The sequence below is a fragment of the Streptomyces sp. NPDC006385 genome, assembly GCF_040612485.1.
Taxonomy (GTDB): domain Bacteria; phylum Actinomycetota; class Actinomycetes; order Streptomycetales; family Streptomycetaceae; genus Streptomyces.
Map to the genome: position 1 here is coordinate 20,513 of NZ_JBEXQG010000017.1, position 16,639 is coordinate 37,151.

Here is a 16,639-nt window from a genome sequence, read left to right on the forward strand (position 1 = left end):
TCCGTCACGGCATCGTGCTCTGGACGCCGATCAGGTCGGTCACCGCCCGGAGGCCGCCTTCGGCCAGGGCAGCGCGTTGCCGGTCCGCGCCGGTGCCGTTCTGCAGAAGCCGGTGGATCAAGGACGTGACCTGACGGGTGTCCCCCGATGCGTCCAGTGCGCGACCGACGTACCGCAGGAACTCGTACAGCACGTCGCCGGCCCTCTGCAAGCTGCCACCGGGGTCGACCAGGGTGTCGCCCAGGCCATGCCGGGCGGCGTGCCACATGGCGGCCTGCAGCAGCTCCGGGGCGCGGTCGGGCACGGGCGTCCCGGCATCCGCCTCCACCCCTGCCCGCGCCTGCGCCTGCGCCTCCGCCAGGGCGGTCTCCACCAGGGCCCGGACGCTCCCGGCGAGCATGACCGCCTCGTCCACGCCGAGCTGCACGTCCATGCAGCGCACCTCGACGGCGGAATCTTCAGCGGACAGGCGGGCGTGCCAGTACAGCTGCCCGGTGTCGGCGATCAGACCGGCGTCCAGCAGTCCCCGCACGCGCCGGTCGTAGTCCCTGGCGTCGTGGAAGGACGGAGGTACGCCGCTGACCGGCCAGCGGCTGGAGACCACGGTGCGCCAGCTCGCGAAGCCCGTGTCATGTCCGTCCCACAGGGGGGAGTTCGCCGACATGGCGGTCAGCGTCGGCAGCCAGGCCCGGATCCGGTTCAGGACCCGCACGCCCGCCTCGCGGTCCGGCACGGCGACATGCACGTGCATGCCGTTGACCAGCTGTTCCGCCACCAGTTGCGGCGCCTGCGCGACCATGGCCCGGTAACGTGCCTCGTCGGTGACGGCCACCGGACGACCGTGCCGCAGCGGTGAGGTCCCGCAGGCCGCGATCCGGCAGCCGTGTTCCTCGGCGGCCACTCCGACGGCGTGCCGCAGGCGCAGCAGATGCCCTCCGACCTCCTCAAGGGTGTCGCACACCGGCGCGGCCACTTCGACCTGCGCCTGGAGCAGTTCGTGATGGACCTCCTGGTCGGCGACCAGGGGTCCCACGCCCGCCGCGGCGCGCACCTTGCCCGCCTGTGGCACCGGCAGACCCGTCACCGGATCGAGGAGCAGGTAGACCTCTTCCACGCCGATCGTCGTCATCGACCACCTTCTGTTCCGCCCGGCTGCCGGTCCGGATCTCGGTGCGCCCGGTCGGCGCATCTCCCGCAGCGATGGTCGCCTCGGCACGGGGCGTGCTCATGGGCTGTCCGAGTGCCGCAGCCGCCACCCGGCCAAACCCTGACATAGCGGACTATGCGGTGAGTGTGCTCGGCGTGGCCGAACCCTGTCCGTCCCCGTCTCGTGCACGAGGCCCTGAGAACGGGTACTCGCGGAATCGCTTCGCCGTAAGAGACAGGGGACGAGTGATGAGCGACCGACTGAGCTCCGAGACACGGCCCCCGGGGCGGCTGCGGGGTGACGGTTCCGCCCTGCTGGGTGTCTACCTCAATGACCATCTGGCCGGTGCCACCGCCGGGACCGACCGGGCCGGCTACATGGTGCGGTCGCACGGCGACTCGGCCCTCGCCGAGGCGCTGCGGCCGATCGCCACCGAGATCGCCGAGGACCGGGCGAGCCTGATCGGCATCATGCGGCGGCTCGGCGTCCCGGTGCGGCACTACAAGGTCTACGCGGGCCGGACGGCCGAGCGGCTGGGGCGTCTCAAGAGCAACGGGCGCCTCGTACGCCGTTCTCCGCTGAGCACCTTGTGGGAGCTGGAGGGCCTGCTGCTGGGGGTCGAGGGCAAGGCCGCCGGATGGGAGACGCTCCGGCTCCTCGCCGACACCGACGAACGCATCGACCCGCGGCTGCTCGACGACCTGCTGGAACGGGCGCGGCGGCAACACGCCACCTTGGAACGGTTGCGCCGTGAGCAGGCCGTGGCGACGTTCCAGGGGACCTGATCCGGCGCGGTGACTCGGCCGCCCACGCGGGCCAGGCCGCGTCGCGAGGGCCTCCGCTCGACAGGCGGGGAGGCGGTCTCTACGGTCGTGGATCGGTGCGCTGCCAGCCCCGTCGGGCGCCCGCGTCGCGTCGTCCCGCAGCGGCGGCACAGCGAGGACACACCCGCCGGACGGCATCGGCGGCACCGCCCGACTCGGGCAGGATGTCGGCCCATTCGACGCCTGGGAACCGGGCCAGCCGCGATCGGTGCAGGGCCAGTCCGCACACGGTCTGGTTCGTCCCCGGTTCCCAGGCGTGCACTTCCCCGGCGGGCAGCCGACGCCCGTCCTCGTCGTCCCACCAGCGGCTGGAGGCCGCCACCGCACAGCGTCGTTTCCTTGCCACGCCTCCCCGGGTGCCCCTCCCGACCGGCGGCACGCACGCGCCGCGGGTCAGTACCTGCCGAGTTGGTCGGCCAGGCGGCGTGCCTGGGTGAGGAGGGTGCCGTAGGTCGCCAGGGTATCGGGGTCGTCAGGCACCGCGCGGGACAGCCGGCGCCGCAGGTCGTCCAGTGCGCGGATCAGGTCGTCGACCACGTCCCGCAACTCCTGGCCCGCCAGCTGGTCCTGCCCGTCCGAGGCGAACCGGCTGCGGGTGTAGAGCCGGATGGCGCGGGCGCTGTTGTGCAGGAACTCCGCGTACCGCTTGCTGATGTGCGGGTCCGGCCGCAGCCCGCGCCGGTCATCGTCGCATGCCTCCAGCACGGCCCTGGTGACGCCCGCGGTGTGGACGGCCACGTAGTCGAGGACAGTGACCGCGTCGTCGTAGTCCTGGCCCGGAGGCGACACGACGCGGCTGCGGCGCCGGGGGTTGACGCGCAGGCTCTCCCGGCTCCAGCCGACCGCGGCGCGGGCCTGGTCCACCAGGCGGCAAAGGCGCAGCGCACGCTGGTGCAGGGAACCGGCCGCCCGGGCATCCCACTCCTCGGCGGTCAACCGGTCCGCCACCGCGTCCAGGATCTCCTGCGCCTCGCCGGCCGCGTCCTCGAGCGCGGCACGGGTGCTGCGCAGATAGACCGGGGGCCGGACCAGCGCGTTGACCGCGATGCCGACCACCGCGCCGAAGACCGCCTCCGCGATCCGAGCCGCCGAAGCCGCGATCGTGACCGGTCCCATGGTCAGGACGAACAACGCGCCCGTGGCCGCGTAGACACCTTGGCTGCCCAGGCGTTGCCAGCTGCCCAGCAGCACGACGGCCGGCAGCACCAGGCCCATCGCCGCCATGGGGGAACCCAGCATCAGGGCGACGCCGGTGGCCACCACGGTCCCCGTGGCGATGGCCGCCAACTGCTGCAGACCGTGCGCGATCGACCGGTACACCGTCGATTCCACCAGTACGATCGCCACCCACGGCGCGACGAACGCCATCGGCGCCTTCAGCCACCAGCCGGCCACCGCCCAGGCCACGCACGCCGCCAGGGCCGCCTTGCACGACTGCATCGCCAGATCCCGCTCACGCCCCGGCTGGGTCCATGCCCGCCGAACGGTCTCGCCGACCGCCCTGCCCCAGCGCCGTGAACTCCGCGCCGCTCCTCGAATCACCCGCATGCCAAGGCAAGTGCCACCCCAGCGCCGATGAATTCCACCCGGCCCGACCGAGACCGCCCACTCGCGGGTCCTCCGTGTCCACCGTCTCCGCAGCCGCCTGGGCATCCTGATGTCCGCGGCAAGGACACCGCCCGGACCGATGGATATTCGGTCCGTTCAGGCCCAGGAACGCTGATGTCAGACAACAGTGACGAACGGGTGGGACTGGGTTTCCTCCGGGCCGGACAAGCACCGCTCCCCTCGCCTGCGGGAGGACCGGCGTCCGCGTCCGCGCACCCGCCCTGCCCGTCCCCGCACCATTGCCTCCGGCGCGCCCTGCTCAGACGCCACGCCGCCGCTGCCTGTACGGTCCTCACCTGCGCCTGCGGGGCGGCCCAGGCGTCGGGCAGGCGCAGGGACGCCCTCGCCTGGAACTCACTGGCCGCCGCCCTGGTCACCGACTTCTGTACCCGACTGGGACCCACGTGCGTGAGCGCGTGGCGCCACGCGAGCCCGGCCTCGGCCACCGCGCCCGTCAGGGCACCTCGGGTCCGCTGAACTCGCTCATCGCGTCGATGAGCCAGCGGGCCAGGTAGTCGGCGAACGACGAACGCGGGAACAGGCGGTACGTCGGCACGTCGTCGACCTGCCAGAGCAGTACGGCGACGGGGCCCACCGTGGTCGACACCGCGCGGCCGGGCCCGAAGGCCCGGGGATGCAGGTCCAGCGGGCAGCCCTTCTCCAGCACCTGCCGGGCGGACGGGCCGCTCAGCTCCACGGTGGTGCGGTTCGCGGAGACCTCCACGACCGAGCCCGAACCCCCGCCGAGCGCGTCGCGCAACTCGGCGGTCACAGCGGTCGCTTCGGCCCGCGACAGCACGAGCCACTCGTCCGGGCCCAGCCAGAGGACCGTGTGCGGGCCGGACGCGGTGGTCCGGCCGCACTGCCCGGGAAGCGGTGTCCCGAGGGTCTTCTCGATGCGGGCGGCCGCTTCGGACGCGGGGGCGACGCGCAGGTTCACCATGGTGAGGAACGGCCGTTCGGTGAGCGTGACGCCGCGGGCGCCGGTGACCGTGGCGGCGCGCATCCGGTCTTCCAGGTGCGCCAACGGGCTCACCCGTGCGTCGATCGTCGGCTCAGGCTCAGCCATCGCGCTTGGTCCCTTCGGGGTCGTAGAGGACGAAGTCGGTCACCTCGACGGGCACCAGGTCCTCGCCCACCGGGGCGAGCAGGGTCTGGCCCTTCCTCGCCCGCCCGTCGGCGACGAGGGCGAGGGCGAAGGGGCGGCCGAGGGCCGGGCTGTGGTAGCTGGAGGTGACGTGGCCGAGCATCGGAACGGGACCGGCCTCGGGGGTGATCGGCACGTCCGGCGCGACGAGCTGGGTGCCCTCGGGCAGCCGGGTCGTGCGGTCGCTCGGGAGGAGGCCGACCAGTTGCTTGCGGTCGGTGCGGGAGGTGTCGGCGCGCGAGAAGGACCGCTTGCCGATGAAGTCCTTCTGTTTCGAGACCACCCAGGACATGCCCGCGTCCTGTGGGGTGACGGTGCCGTCGGTGTCCTGGCCGATGATGATGTAGCCCTTCTCGGCCCGCAGGACGTGCATGGTCTCGGTGCCGTACGGGGTGATGCCGTACGGCCGCCCCGCCTCGTACACCTGTTCCCAGACGGCCGGGCCGTACCACGCGCAGACGTTGATCTCGTAGGCGAGTTCGCCGGAGAAGGAGATCCGGCAGATGCGGGCCGGGATGCCGGAGGCCAGCGTGGTCTCGCGGAAGGCCATGAAGGGGAACGCCTCGGCGGACAGGTCGACGTCTGGCGCGAGTTGGGCGACGACCTCGCGCGACTTCGGTCCCACGACCGCGATCGTCGCCCACTGCTCGGTCACCGAGGTGCAGTGCACGTCGAGTTCGGGCCACTCGGTCTGGAGCCACTCCTCCAGCCAGTCCAGGACCCCGGCGGCGCCGCCGGTCGTGGTGGTCATGAAGTAGCGGTTGTCGTCCAGGCGGAGCGTCACGCCGTCGTCGAAGATCATGCCGTCGGGCTTGCACATGACGCCGTAACGGGCCGTGCCGGGCTTGAGCTTCTTGAAGGCGTTGGTGTAGACGCGGTTGAGGAACTCCCCCGCGTCCGCGCCCCAGATCTCGATCTTCCCGAGGGTGGAGGCGTCCATGAACGCCACCCCCTCACGGGCCGCGCGGCACTCGCGTGCCACGGCCCTGTCCATGTCCTCACCGGGCCGGGGGTAGTACCGGGGGCGCTTCCACTGCCCGACGTCCTCGAACTCCGCGCCGTGGGCGACGTGCCGGCCGTGGAGGGAGGTCGTGCGCTCCGGATCGAACAGTTCACCGCGCTCACGACCGGCCAGGGCGGCGAAGGCCACCGGCGTGTACGGCGCCCGGTAGGCCGTGGTGCCGATCTCCCCGGGGGACGCGCCCGCGCCGAGCGCCTCGGCGATGACACCGATCGCGTTGACGCCGGACGTCTTGCCCTGGTCGTTCGCCGTGCCGAGTGAGGTGTAGCGCTTGACGTGCTCCGCTGCGCGCATGCCGGCGCCGGTGGAGCGCCAGACGTCGGCGACCGTGACATCGCGTTGGAGGTCGACGAAGTGGGTGTCCCAGGTGGCGGGTTCGCCTTCGAGGGCGGGTGTCAGCCACAGGGCGCGCACCGGGCCGGTTGCGGACCGGGCGTCGTGGCGTGATGGCACGGAAACCGGGAATCCGGCGGCCGTCGCGGCTCGCGCACCGGCCCGCGCCCCTTCGGCCCGACAACCGTCGACGTCGTACGTCCCCCGCGCCGCACCCACGACCCGCTGGTCCCTTACGGTCCCGTCGGGGACGAAGGCGACCAGGTCCTCGTCCCAGCGCAGCCGTCCCTGACGCTGGCTGTGCAGGTGCACCACCGGGCTCCAGCCCCCCGAGACGGCGAGCAGGTCGCAGTCGAACGACCGTGGTTCACCAGTGAGTTGACCGTCGTCGTCGATGGGCTGGACGGTGACCCCGCTGAGCCTGTGGTCCCCCGCCGTGTCGACCACGGCGCTGCCCGTCAGCACCGGCACCCCGGTCGCGGCGGCGACCTCGGCGGCGCGGTGGGACAGCTCCGGACGCGCGTCCACGACCGCGGCGACGTCGATGCCGGCGGCGTGGAGATCGACGACCGTGTCATAGGCGCTGTCGTTGGTCGTGCTGACCACAGCCCGCGAACCCGGCGCCACGGCATACCGGTTGAGGTACGTGCGGACGGCCGCGGCGAGCATCACGCCGGGCCGGTCGTTGCCGGCGAAGGTCAGCGGACGTTCGTGGGCGCCGGTCGCCAGCACCACCTGACGGGCCCGGATGTGCCACAGCCGCTGGCGCGAGACTCCCTCGGGAGCGGCGGTCCCCAGGTGGTCGGTGCGCCGCTGAAGGGCCAGCAGGTAGTTGTCGTCGTACGATCCGAAGGCCGTGGTGCGTCGCAGTACGACGACCTCGGGGGCGGCGTCGAGGACCGAGCGGGCCTCGGCGACCCACTGGAGGTCGGTCCGCGTGCCGGAGAGCAGTGAACCGCCGGGCTCGGGCTGGTCGTCGAGGAGGATCACCCGGGCACCGGAGCCCGCGGCAGCGGTGGCGGCCGCGAGTCCGGCGGGTCCGGCGCCGATGACCAGGACGTCGGTGTGCGCGTACTTCTTGTCGTAGACAGCGGGGTCGGGTGTCGGATCGAGCCGGCCCATACCGGAGAGCGTGGTGGCGGACAGGCCGTCGTACAGCTCCACGGTCGTGGCCGGGAGCATGCCTTCCGAGCACGAACCTTGTATCTGCAAGAGGGCGTTGGGCTCCTCGACGCCCGCGGCGACGATGCCGCGCGGGCGACCGCGGTAGAGCGAGGGCGCGACCTCGACGTGGCCGTGCGCCAGCATCGCCGAGGCGACGGTGTCTCCGGGGTGCCCGGTCAACTCCCGTCCGTCCACGGTGAACCGCAGCACGGTGCTCCGGTCGATACGGCCACCCTGCCGGAGCCGGAAGTGCTGGTCGGTCATCGGTTCCCTCCGGTCCGGGGCAGTTCCGGGCGGGGCTCGTCCAGCCGGTACGAGGTCAGCACCTCATGGGTGGCGGTGTCGCGCAGGACGTTGAACCAACGGCGGCAACCGGTGCTGTGCACCCACCGCTCGGCGAAGGGGCCCTTGGGGTTGTCGCGGTAGAAGACGTACTCGGCCCACTGCTCGTCGGTGAGGTCCGCGGGGTCGGCGGGGTGGGGGACGTGGGCCTGTCCGCCGTAGTGGTACTCGGTCTCGTCCCGAGGGCCGCACCATGGGCAGGTGATCAGCAGCACGGTGTCCTCCTCTCAGAGGCTTTCAAGGGGCTCTCAAGGGGCTTTCAGTGGGCCACGGCTGCCGCGCCGTGTTCGTCGATCAACGCGCCCGTCGTGAAGCGTTCGAGGGCGAAGGGGGCGTTCAGCGGGTGCGGCTCGCCCGTGGCGAGGGTGTGCGCGAACGTCCAGCCGGCGGCCGGGGTGGCCTTGAAACCGCCGGTGCCCCAGCCGCAGTTGACGTAGAGGTTCTCGACGGGGGTGGCGCCGATGATCGGGGAGGCGTCCGGGGTGACGTCGACGATGCCGCCCCAGGTCCGCAGCACATGCGCCCGCGCGAAGACCGGGAACAGCTCGACGGCGGCGGCCATCTGCCGCTCGATCACATGGAAGGAGCCGCGCTGCCCGTAGCCGTTGTACGCGTCGACGCCCGCGCCCATCACCAGCTCGCCCTTGTGCGCCTGGGAGACGTAGACGTGCACGTGGTTCGACATGACCACCGTCGGGTGCACCGGCTCGTGCAGCTCGGAGACGAGCGCCTGCAGCGGGTGCGACTGCACGGGCAGCCGTACGCCCGCCCGCTCGGCCAGCACGCTGCTGTGCCCGGCGGCCGCGAGGCCGACCCGCCCGGCGAGGATGCGGCCGCGGTCGGTGTCGACGCCCACCACCCGGTCGCCGTCCTTGCCGTCCTTGATGAAACCGGTGACCTCGCAGCCCTGGATCAGGTCCACGCCCAGCTCGTCGGCGCGGCGGGCCAGTGCCCAGGCGACGTGGTCGTGCTTGGCGATGCCGGCCCGCGGCTGGAAGGTGCCGCCGAGGACCGGATAGCGGGTGCGCGGCGAGACGTTGAGGATGGGGCAGACCTTGGCGACCTCGTCCGGCTCCAGCCACTGGGCGTCGACTCCGTTGAGGCGGTTGGCGTTGACGCGGCGCACGCCCTCGCGGACGTCCTGGAGGGTGTGCGCGAGGTTGAGGACGCCGCGTTGGCTGAACAGGAAGTCGTAGTCCAGCTCCTCCGCGAGCCCCTCCCACAGCTTGAGCGCGTGCTCGTAGATCGCCGCGCTCTCGTCCCAGAGGTAGTTGGAGCGGATGATCGTGGTGTTGCGGGCCATGTTGCCGCCGGCCAGCCAGCCCTTCTCCAGGACGGCGACGTTGGTGATGCCGTGGTTCTTGGCGAGGTAGTAGGCGGTGGCCAGGCCGTGGCCGCCCGCGCCGACGATGACGACGTCGTACGAGGAGCGCGGTTCGGGGTTGCGCCAGAGGAAGTCGGGGTGCTCCGGCAGCGGCTGGGCGGTCATGCCGCGTCTCCGTCCACGTGGGGCAGGTGCGGGTAGAGGGGGAAGGCGGAGGCGAGCTTCTCGACGCGGTCGCGCAGTCGGCCGTCGGCCTGTTCGCCCTTCAGAGCCTCGGCGACGATGTCGGCCACCTCCCGGAACTCCGTCTCACCGAAGCCCCGGGTGGCCAGGGCCGGGGTGCCGATCCGCAGCCCCGACGACACCATCGGCGGGCGGGGGTCGAACGGCACCGCGTTGCGGTTGACGGTGATGCCGACGCGGTGCAGCCGCTCCTCGGCCTGACGCCCGTCCAGCGCGGACTTCCGCAGATCGACGAGGACCAGGTGGACTTCGGTGCCGCCGGTCAGCACCGTGATCCCGGCCTCCGCCACGTCGTCGGCCAGCAGCCGTCCGGCGAGGATGCGGGCGCCGTGCAGGGTGCGCTGCTGACGTTCCTTGAACTCCTCCCCCGCCGCCACCTTGAAGGCCACCGCCTTCGCCGCGATGACATGCTCCAGCGGGCCGCCCTGCTGGCCCGGGAAGACCGCCGAGTCGATCTTCTTGGCCAGGTCGGCGCGGCTGAGGATGACCCCGCCGCGCGGGCCGCCGAGGGTCTTGTGGGTGGTGGTCGTGACGACGTCGGCGTACGGCACCGGGCTCGGATGGAGGCCGGCGGCCACCAGACCGGCGAAGTGCGCCATGTCCACCAGCAGATACGCGCCCACCGCGTCAGCGATCCGCCGGAACTCGGCGAAGTCCAGCCGCCGGGGGTAGGCCGACCAGCCGGCGACGATCATCTTGGGGCGGTGGGCGAGGGCGAGCTGCTCGACCTCGTCCATGTCGATGCGCAGGTCGGACTCGCGCACGTGGTACGGCACGACGTCGTACAGCCTGCCGGAGTAGTTGAGGCGCATGCCGTGGGTCAGGTGACCGCCGTGCGCCAGGTCGAGGCCGAGGATCGTGTCGCCGGGCTGGAGCAGGGCGAACATCGCGGCCGCGTTGGCCTGGGCACCGGAGTGGGGCTGCACGTTCGCGGCCTCGGCACCGAACAGCTGCTTCACCCGGGCGACGGCCAACCGCTCGACGACGTCGACGTGTTCGCAGCCGCCGTAGTAGCGGCGGCCCGGGTAGCCCTCCGCGTACTTGTTGGTCAGAACCGATCCCTGGGCTTCCATGACGGCGGCCGGGGCGAAGTTCTCCGAGGCGATCATCTCGAGGGTGGACTGCTGGCGGTGCAGCTCGGCTTCCACCGCGGTGGCGACATCCGGGTCGAGCTCGCGGAGCGGGCGGGAGAGAGATGAGGTGAACGGGCGGGAGAGGGGCGAGGTGAGCGACGGGTCCGTTGCCATCTGTGCACCATCCTGGGAGCCATCTAATGAGCAACTGATATATTAGGCTCTGCGGTACGGTATGGGAGCTCGCCGGAGAGGTCAAGGGGGCGTTCATGCAGCAGGCGGCGACCGAGCCCACCAGCGAGGAGCTGACCCTCGCCGAGCGCGCCTACCGCGCCATCCGGGACCGGCTGGTCATGCTCGAGATCCGACCGGGCGCGCCCATCAACGAGGAGCAGTTGGGGCAGTCCCTCGGCGTGGGACGGACACCGGTGCGCGAGGCGCTCAAGCGACTTCAGTACGAGCGCCTGATCACGACGTACCCGCGACGCGGCACCTTCGCCACCGACGTCAACATCACCGACCTCGCCCACATCTCCGAGGTCCGGCAGGAACTGGAGCCGCTGGCCGCCGCGCGCGCCGCACGACGCGCCACGGCCGCGGACCGGGCTGCCCTCACCGCCCTGCGGCGGGAGCTGGAGAACGCGGATTCCGGTCGGCTGGACGCCTCCGCGCTCATGCACCTGGACCTCCAGGTACACCGCGCCGTCTACGCCGCCGCGCACAACCCGTACCTGGAGGACACCCTCGTCCGCCACGACAACCTGGCGACTCGCATCTGGTGCCTGTTCATCGACCGCCTGTCCGACATGGCCGGCCATGTCGAGGAGCACGGACCGTTGATCGACGCGATCGTCGCCGGTGAGCCCGAGAAGGCGGCGCGGCTGGCCCGCAGTCACGTCGAGGGCTTCGAGCGGGCCATTCGCGAGGCCATCTGACACCGAGAGGACTCGGGGGCTCAGTGCGCGGCGCCCCGCGCGTCCTCCGGGCCCAGGCGGGGCCTGCCCGCCGGGGTGGTCCACAGGTGCGGGGCGATGTCGTCCCCGGGGCGCTGGGCGATCATGCACCGGACGCAGCGCTCGATCTTGACCCGCCACAGACGGGCCGCCTCGTCTCCGTCGCCGTCGCCGTCGTGCAACGCGTCGAGGACGGCGGCGTCCTCGTTGAGGATGGTGCCGCACGCCTCGCTGCAGTCCATGTCCAGGACCGTGACGAACATCCGCAGGCGGGCCGTGAGGCGCTCGAAGGAACCGGCGGCCCTCGGAAGGTCCGCCGTACGGGCCAGGGCGTCCTGGAACCACAGGTCGACCTCCCGGATGCGGACGTGGTCCTTGTCCCGGGCGGCCGCGCGGACCTCCGCCGGCGCCGTACGCCGATCTCGCGGCCGCCGCCTCGGCACTGCGCGTCGCCGGCTTCTGGAACTCGGGTCAGGAGTGCGGGGCAACTCGTCGGCGAGGTCCGGGGACCTGTCGTCGGGGAGCCGACTGTCGGCGAGGACGTCGAGGTCGGTCCCATGGTCTCCAAGGCCCACTTCGACCGTGTCACCGGGTACCTGGAGCGTGCGCAGAGCGAAGGCACCCCCGGTGGCGCCGGGTGACGGGGCCATCGGTGGGTCCGGCTCCTTCGTGGCCCGACCGTGCTGGTCGACGTACCCGAAGGCTCCGAAGCCGCCGTCAACTCCCACCTCATGCTGGCCTGCGAGTGACCGCCGACGACCCCCTGACCGGGCGTGCAGGTCAGCAGGGCGGGGTCAGCGCCGGTGAAGGCCCCGGCTCCGGGCGGTGGACGCCGCGCGGCCGGTAGTCCAGCCGACCCGCCACACCCGCGATGTCAGCCAACAACCAGATGATGGCAAGCCACATCTCCGTGCCCTGCAAGCCTGGTCGATGGCCGGGCCCGCCACCCTCGCCCGCCTGCCCGAAGCCGAAGCCTGCCCCGGCCTGCCAGCGATCAAGAATCCGCGGCAGCTGTTGCTCCGCCCAGGTGCGGGCTTCAGCGGCGCGGTAGTCGCTGTGCTGCCCTGCGAGCCACAACGGATGGGCCACATCGAGGACGTTGCAGGCGTTCTCACGGCCGGGTGAGAACCAGCGCGGATCGCGACTGTGGGCCAGCACCGTGTCCACCATCCGCTCCGTGTACGGCACTTGCAGACCGAACTGGGCGAACGAGCCGCGGATGAGCCGGTAGCCACCGTTGACCAGGTGCAGCCGAGCATGGGTGGTGGGTCCGGCCGCGCCCCACAGGCCGGTCGTCGGATCAGCTCGGGTGAGGAGCCAGCCGAACAGTGCCTCCAGCGTGCCTGGCGCGGCCGGGCCGTCGCGCAGCTCCGCGTTGCGGTAGGCGGCGGTCGCAAAGCAGTCCACCCAGGCACCGGCGGTCCACGCCCGCGTCCGCCACGGCAGGGCGTCCAGGCGCGCGGTGAGCTGAGCGGCCGTCAGGCGGGCGGCGACGTGGACGGGGTGGGCGAAACGCGAGCCCAGGAGCCCCAGAGCGTAGCCCACGGACAGCACGTGGTACTCGGCGGCCGGATCCTCGACCCAACCGTCGGATGACGGGGCGGGCAGCGCGCCGGGGCCGCCGTCCGGTCCGTATTCGGGGACCAGTCCGGTAGCCGGGTCCTGCAGGGACCGCAGCCGTTCGGCGTGCTCGGTCCCGGACATCTGCGGCGGGGGCGAGCCCAGCAGCAGGTCGGCGATCTCGATGGCGTCACAGTGCGCGCGCACGGTCGCCGGCGCCCCGGGCCGGTCGGTGTACCGGCCGGCCTCGGCGTTCCAGCACCGGTCGATGACGGCGGCGGCCTGCTCACGGGCCTGGTCGGCGAATCGGGCCACGGCATCCGCCAGACCCAGAGCACCTGGCGTCGTCCCGCCTGCGGACGTCCTCCCGGCGCGACGATCACGCACCGGGCGGGCAGGGTTGCCCGCCGTGACCGTCCATGGCGGGACGTCCTTGGTGACGACGGCCCCGGCGCCGATGACGCAGTGATCGCCGATCGTGACCCCGTCCAGGACGACCACGTTGGAGCCGATCCACACGTCTTCGCCGACCGTGATGCCTTTGCTGGTCAGCGGCTGACGGTGTACGGGCCGGTCGGCGGCGAAGCCGTGATTGAACCCCAGGAGGGAACTGTGTGCTCCGATGCGCACGCCGTCGCCGAGTACGACGCGGCCCCGCACCGTGGCATAGGGGTTCACGGTGCAGTCGGATCCGGTGGTCAGTTCGCCGGTCACATAGGCGTGCCCGGCGATGTAGCAGTTCGCGCCCATCTGCAAGGAGTCGGGGAAGACGCCTGCCGCCGCGGAGACGAAGCACTGCGGGCCGAACGTTGCGCCCCGGTCGGTCAGCCGCCGCTGGCGACCGGCCTGTGCCATCCGCTGCTCGGGGGTGGCACGGCGCTCGAAGTCCCAGGGACAGTAGTCGAAGTAGGAGTCGTCGAGGGGAGTTGCTGAGCTCACAGCACGGAAGTCTAGTAAGCGCTTACTGCAACGGGTGGGCTCTTTGCCGAAGGGGGACCGAACCCGGGGCCGCCGGCAATTCCTCGCCGCCAACGCCCCGGCGAAGCCCTCCGCTCCCCATACGGGAGGCAATCACGGGCATTCGCCGACCACTTGAAGATGTCGACAGCGTTGACGTCACATTACGCGGCCACTATGGTGCCGTCGGCATAGCGAACATCGTTCGGAATTACGAACAGGGTACGTGCGTACGCCACCGAAACTTCGAACTACCGCTTGACCCTTACCGGGCGGGCGAGTCGTTCGCGTCCCACCGGTCCTTCCGCCCCGCCTGAGCCGTTTCATCCGGACAAAGCATTCCGCGCCCGAGGCCGTCGTACGAGCTCGACAGCCACCGCCCCCACCGCGGCGGGCCTCGGCACCCACGTCGCCCGGATCCTGCTCTCGCCGGAGGCGTCATCGGACTTCGCACCAGGCAGAAGCACCACCCAGAGCACCGCCCAGAGCACCGCCCAGAGCACCACCGGACACCACTCGAAGCACCGCCCGAAGCACCAAGCAAGCCAACGAGCAAGCGCTTCCCGATTGCCGATTCACGGAAAGGGTGCACGATGTCCTCCTCCCTCAGCAGACGGCGCCTCCTGCAGGCCGCCGGGGCCACGGCCGCCGCCTCCGCCGCCGGATCCCTCATCGGCAGCTCCCCCGCCCAAGCGGCCGTTCCCCCCGCCCGGGCCGACTTCGGGGTCTTGGTACACCCCTTCGAACTCGGTCAGGTCCGGCTGACCGCGAGCCGGTGGCTGGACAACCAGAACCGCACACGCAACTACCTGCAGTTCGTCAACGTCGACCGACTGCTGTACAACTTCCGCGCCAACCACCGGCTGTCCACCAACGGAGCGGCCGCCACCGGCGGCTGGGACGCGCCGAACTTCCCCTTCCGCACTCATGTGCAGGGGCACTTCCTCACGGCCTGGGCGCAGTTGTACGCCGTGACCGGCGACACCGTCTGCCGGGACAAGGCGACGTACATGGTCGCGGAGCTGGCCAAGTGCCAGGCCAACAACAGGGCCGCCGGGTTCAACGCCGGCTACCTCTCCGGCTACCCCGAGTCCGACTTCACCGCCCTCGAACAGCGGACCCTGACCAACGGCAACGTGCCGTACTACACCATCCACAAGACCCTCGCCGGCCTGCTGGACGTGTGGCGCCACATCGGCAGCACACAGGCCCGTGACGTGCTGCTGGCCCTGGCGGGATGGGTCGACTGGCGCACCGGCCGGCTGAGCGGCCAGCAGATGCAGACCATGCTGGGAACGGAGTTCGGCGGAATGAACGCCGTGCTGACCGACCTCTACCAGCAGACCGGCGACGCGCGCTGGCTCACGGTCGCCCGGCGCTTCGACCACGCCGCGGTGTTCGACCCCCTGGCGTCCAACCAGGACCGGCTCAACGGACTGCACGCCAACACCCAGGTCCCGAAGTGGATCGGGGCCGCTCGGGAGTACAAGGCCACCGGCACCACCCGCTACCGGGACATCGCCACCCATGCCTGGAACATCTGCGTCACCGCGCACACCTACGCCATCGGCGGCAACAGCCAGGCGGAGCACTTCCGCGCCCCGAACGCCATCGCCGGCTACCTGAACAAGGACACGTGCGAAAGCTGCAACACGTTCAACATGCTCCTCCTCACCCGGGAGCTGTTCGCGCTGGACCCGAACCGGGTCGCGCTGTTCGACTTCTACGAGCAGGCGTGGCTGAACCAGATGATCGGCCAGCAGAACCCGGCCGACAGTCACGGCCACGTCACCTACTTCACCCCGCTCAACCCCGGGGGCCGGCGTGGGGTGGGCCCGGCGTGGGGCGGCGGCACCTGGAGCACCGACTACACCACCTTCTGGTGCTGCCAGGGCACCGGCCTGGAGATGCACACCCGGCTGATGGACTCCGTCTACTTCCACGCCGACACCACACTGACCGTGAACATGTTCGTGCCCTCGGTGCTCAACTGGTCCCAGCGCGGCATCACGGTCACGCAGACCACGTCGTTCCCGGTCGGCGACACCACGACCTTGCGCGTCACCGGCAGCGTCAGCGGAAGCTGGTCCATGCGCATCCGCATTCCGGGCTGGACCACCGGGGCCACCATCAGCGTCAACGGCGTCCAACAGAACGTCACCGCCACGCCCGGCAGTTACGCCACCCTGACCCGTTCCTGGGTCTCGGGCGACACGGTCACCGTCCGTCTGCCCATGCGGATCGTCATGCGGGCGGCCAACGACAACCCGAACGTCGCCGCGATCACCTACGGCCCGGTCGTCCTGTCCGGCAACTACGGCAACACCGCTCTCAACTCCCTGCCGTCCCTGGACACATCCTCGATCAAGCGGACCAGCACCAGCGCGCTCGCCTTCACCGCCACCGCCAACGGCTCCACCGTCAACCTGGGCCCCTTCCACGACGCGCACGGCCACAACTACACCGTCTACTGGAACCGCGGCGGCGTCGCCACCGTCCGTCTCGCCAACGCGGCCAGCGGACTCGTGCTGGGCATCCAGGACATGTCGACGGCTGATGGTGGCCGCGCTCTGCAGTGGCACGATTCCGGCACCGCCGATCACGACTGGGAAATGATCAACGACGGGGACGCGGTGCGTTTCCGCAACGCCCACAGCGCCAAGGTGCTCGGCGTCAAGGACATGTCCACGGCCGACAACGCGACTGTTCTGCAGTGGTCGGACAACGGCACCGCCGACCACAGATGGACGCTGCTCGCCCAGGGAGACGGAACGTACAAGATCCGCAACGTGCACAGCGGCAAACTGCTCGCCATCGAGAACAACTCCACCGCTGTCGGCGCCTTCGCGGTCCAGGAGTCGGACAACGGCACGGCCGACAACCGGTGGCGCATCGTGCGAGATCAGTGATGACCCGTGAGCTTCCCGGCGCCTGGATGCCAGC

Annotated in this window: 13 protein-coding genes; 3 read left to right on the forward strand and 10 right to left on the reverse strand. The window is 71.2% G+C overall.

Annotation, left to right across the window (positions count from 1 at the left end; all coding sequences use genetic code 11):
• Window positions 1-4: 4 nt before the first annotated feature.
• Window positions 5-1,129 carry a glutamate--cysteine ligase gene (locus tag ABZ078_RS15820; RefSeq protein ID WP_356575549.1) on the reverse strand — a complete coding sequence of 375 codons (1,125 nt, stop codon included), beginning with the start codon at window positions 1,127-1,129 and terminating at the stop codon, window positions 5-7.
• Window positions 1,130-1,395: 266 nt separating this feature from the next.
• Here ABZ078_RS15820 and ABZ078_RS15825 point away from each other — a divergent pair, with 266 nt between their 5' ends.
• Entirely contained in the window at window positions 1,396-1,932 is a 537-nt protein-coding gene (locus ABZ078_RS15825; RefSeq protein WP_356575551.1) for a hypothetical protein, read from the forward strand.
• Window positions 1,933-2,011: 79 nt separating this feature from the next.
• Here ABZ078_RS15825 and ABZ078_RS15830 read toward each other — a convergent pair whose 3' ends face one another.
• From ABZ078_RS15830 to glyA, 7 genes are all read right to left on the reverse strand, one after another.
• Complete coding sequence (locus ABZ078_RS15830) at window positions 2,012-2,317, reverse strand: hypothetical protein (protein ID WP_356575553.1); 306 nt, start codon at window positions 2,315-2,317, stop codon at window positions 2,012-2,014.
• A gap of 47 nt (window positions 2,318-2,364) precedes the next feature.
• Window positions 2,365-3,411 carry an aromatic acid exporter family protein gene (locus ABZ078_RS15835; protein ID WP_356575555.1) on the reverse strand — a complete coding sequence of 349 codons (1,047 nt, stop codon included), beginning with the start codon at window positions 3,409-3,411 and terminating at the stop codon, window positions 2,365-2,367.
• A gap of 622 nt (window positions 3,412-4,033) precedes the next feature.
• Entirely contained in the window at window positions 4,034-4,648 is a 615-nt protein-coding gene (locus ABZ078_RS15840) for a sarcosine oxidase subunit gamma family protein (protein ID WP_356575556.1), read from the reverse strand.
• Window positions 4,641-7,508: a sarcosine oxidase subunit alpha family protein gene (locus ABZ078_RS15845; protein ID WP_356575558.1), complete on the reverse strand. Its 2,868-nt coding sequence runs from the start codon at window positions 7,506-7,508 to the stop codon at window positions 4,641-4,643. The genes ABZ078_RS15840 and ABZ078_RS15845 overlap by 8 nt, the downstream gene beginning before the upstream one ends.
• On the reverse strand, window positions 7,505-7,801 hold the full coding sequence (locus ABZ078_RS15850; protein WP_356575560.1) for a sarcosine oxidase subunit delta: 297 nt from the start codon (window positions 7,799-7,801) through the stop codon (window positions 7,505-7,507). The genes ABZ078_RS15845 and ABZ078_RS15850 overlap by 4 nt, the downstream gene beginning before the upstream one ends.
• 44 nt (window positions 7,802-7,845) lie before the next feature.
• Window positions 7,846-9,075 carry a sarcosine oxidase subunit beta family protein gene (locus ABZ078_RS15855; RefSeq protein WP_356575562.1) on the reverse strand — a complete coding sequence of 410 codons (1,230 nt, stop codon included), beginning with the start codon at window positions 9,073-9,075 and terminating at the stop codon, window positions 7,846-7,848.
• Entirely contained in the window at window positions 9,072-10,400 is a 1,329-nt protein-coding gene (glyA, locus tag ABZ078_RS15860) for a serine hydroxymethyltransferase (protein ID WP_356575564.1), read from the reverse strand. Before glyA ends, ABZ078_RS15855 begins: the two co-directional genes overlap by 4 nt.
• 95 nt (window positions 10,401-10,495) lie before the next feature.
• Between glyA and ABZ078_RS15865 the strand changes: the two genes are divergently transcribed.
• Window positions 10,496-11,161, forward strand: coding sequence for a GntR family transcriptional regulator (locus ABZ078_RS15865; protein WP_356575566.1), 666 nt, complete (start codon window positions 10,496-10,498; stop codon window positions 11,159-11,161).
• Between the two features lie 20 nt (window positions 11,162-11,181).
• Here the strand turns inward: ABZ078_RS15865 and ABZ078_RS15870 are convergent, their stop codons facing one another.
• Both ABZ078_RS15870 and ABZ078_RS15875 read right to left on the reverse strand, forming a co-directional pair.
• A complete protein-coding gene (locus ABZ078_RS15870) occupies window positions 11,182-11,829 on the reverse strand; it encodes a hypothetical protein (RefSeq protein ID WP_356575568.1) in 648 nt (215 codons plus the stop codon).
• 130 nt (window positions 11,830-11,959) lie between these two features.
• On the reverse strand, window positions 11,960-13,678 hold the full coding sequence (locus tag ABZ078_RS15875; protein ID WP_356575570.1) for an acyltransferase: 1,719 nt from the start codon (window positions 13,676-13,678) through the stop codon (window positions 11,960-11,962).
• A gap of 611 nt (window positions 13,679-14,289) precedes the next feature.
• Between ABZ078_RS15875 and ABZ078_RS15880 the strand changes: the two genes are divergently transcribed.
• Window positions 14,290-16,605 carry a beta-L-arabinofuranosidase domain-containing protein gene (locus ABZ078_RS15880; protein ID WP_356575572.1) on the forward strand — a complete coding sequence of 772 codons (2,316 nt, stop codon included), beginning with the start codon at window positions 14,290-14,292 and terminating at the stop codon, window positions 16,603-16,605.
• Window positions 16,606-16,639 lie beyond the last annotated feature (34 nt).

Bases quoted from the DNA above. Each gene is read 5' to 3' on its own strand.
- ABZ078_RS15820 (WP_356575549.1), bottom strand. From the start codon at position 1,129: ATGACGACGATCGGCGTGGAAGAGGTCTACCTGCTCCTCGATCCGGTG.
- glyA (WP_356575564.1), bottom strand. From the start codon at position 10,400: ATGGCAACGGACCCGTCGCTCACCTCGCCCCTCTCCCGCCCGTTCACC.
- ABZ078_RS15880 (WP_356575572.1), top strand. From the start codon at position 14,290: ATGTCCTCCTCCCTCAGCAGACGGCGCCTCCTGCAGGCCGCCGGGGCC.
- ABZ078_RS15865 (WP_356575566.1), top strand. From the start codon at position 10,496: ATGCAGCAGGCGGCGACCGAGCCCACCAGCGAGGAGCTGACCCTCGCC.
- ABZ078_RS15825 (WP_356575551.1), top strand. From the start codon at position 1,396: ATGAGCGACCGACTGAGCTCCGAGACACGGCCCCCGGGGCGGCTGCGG.
- ABZ078_RS15840 (WP_356575556.1), bottom strand. From the start codon at position 4,648: ATGGCTGAGCCTGAGCCGACGATCGACGCACGGGTGAGCCCGTTGGCG.
- ABZ078_RS15855 (WP_356575562.1), bottom strand. From the start codon at position 9,075: ATGACCGCCCAGCCGCTGCCGGAGCACCCCGACTTCCTCTGGCGCAAC.
- ABZ078_RS15845 (WP_356575558.1), bottom strand. From the start codon at position 7,508: ATGACCGACCAGCACTTCCGGCTCCGGCAGGGTGGCCGTATCGACCGG.
- ABZ078_RS15870 (WP_356575568.1), bottom strand. From the start codon at position 11,829: ATGGCCCCGTCACCCGGCGCCACCGGGGGTGCCTTCGCTCTGCGCACG.
- ABZ078_RS15835 (WP_356575555.1), bottom strand. From the start codon at position 3,411: ATGCAGTCGTGCAAGGCGGCCCTGGCGGCGTGCGTGGCCTGGGCGGTG.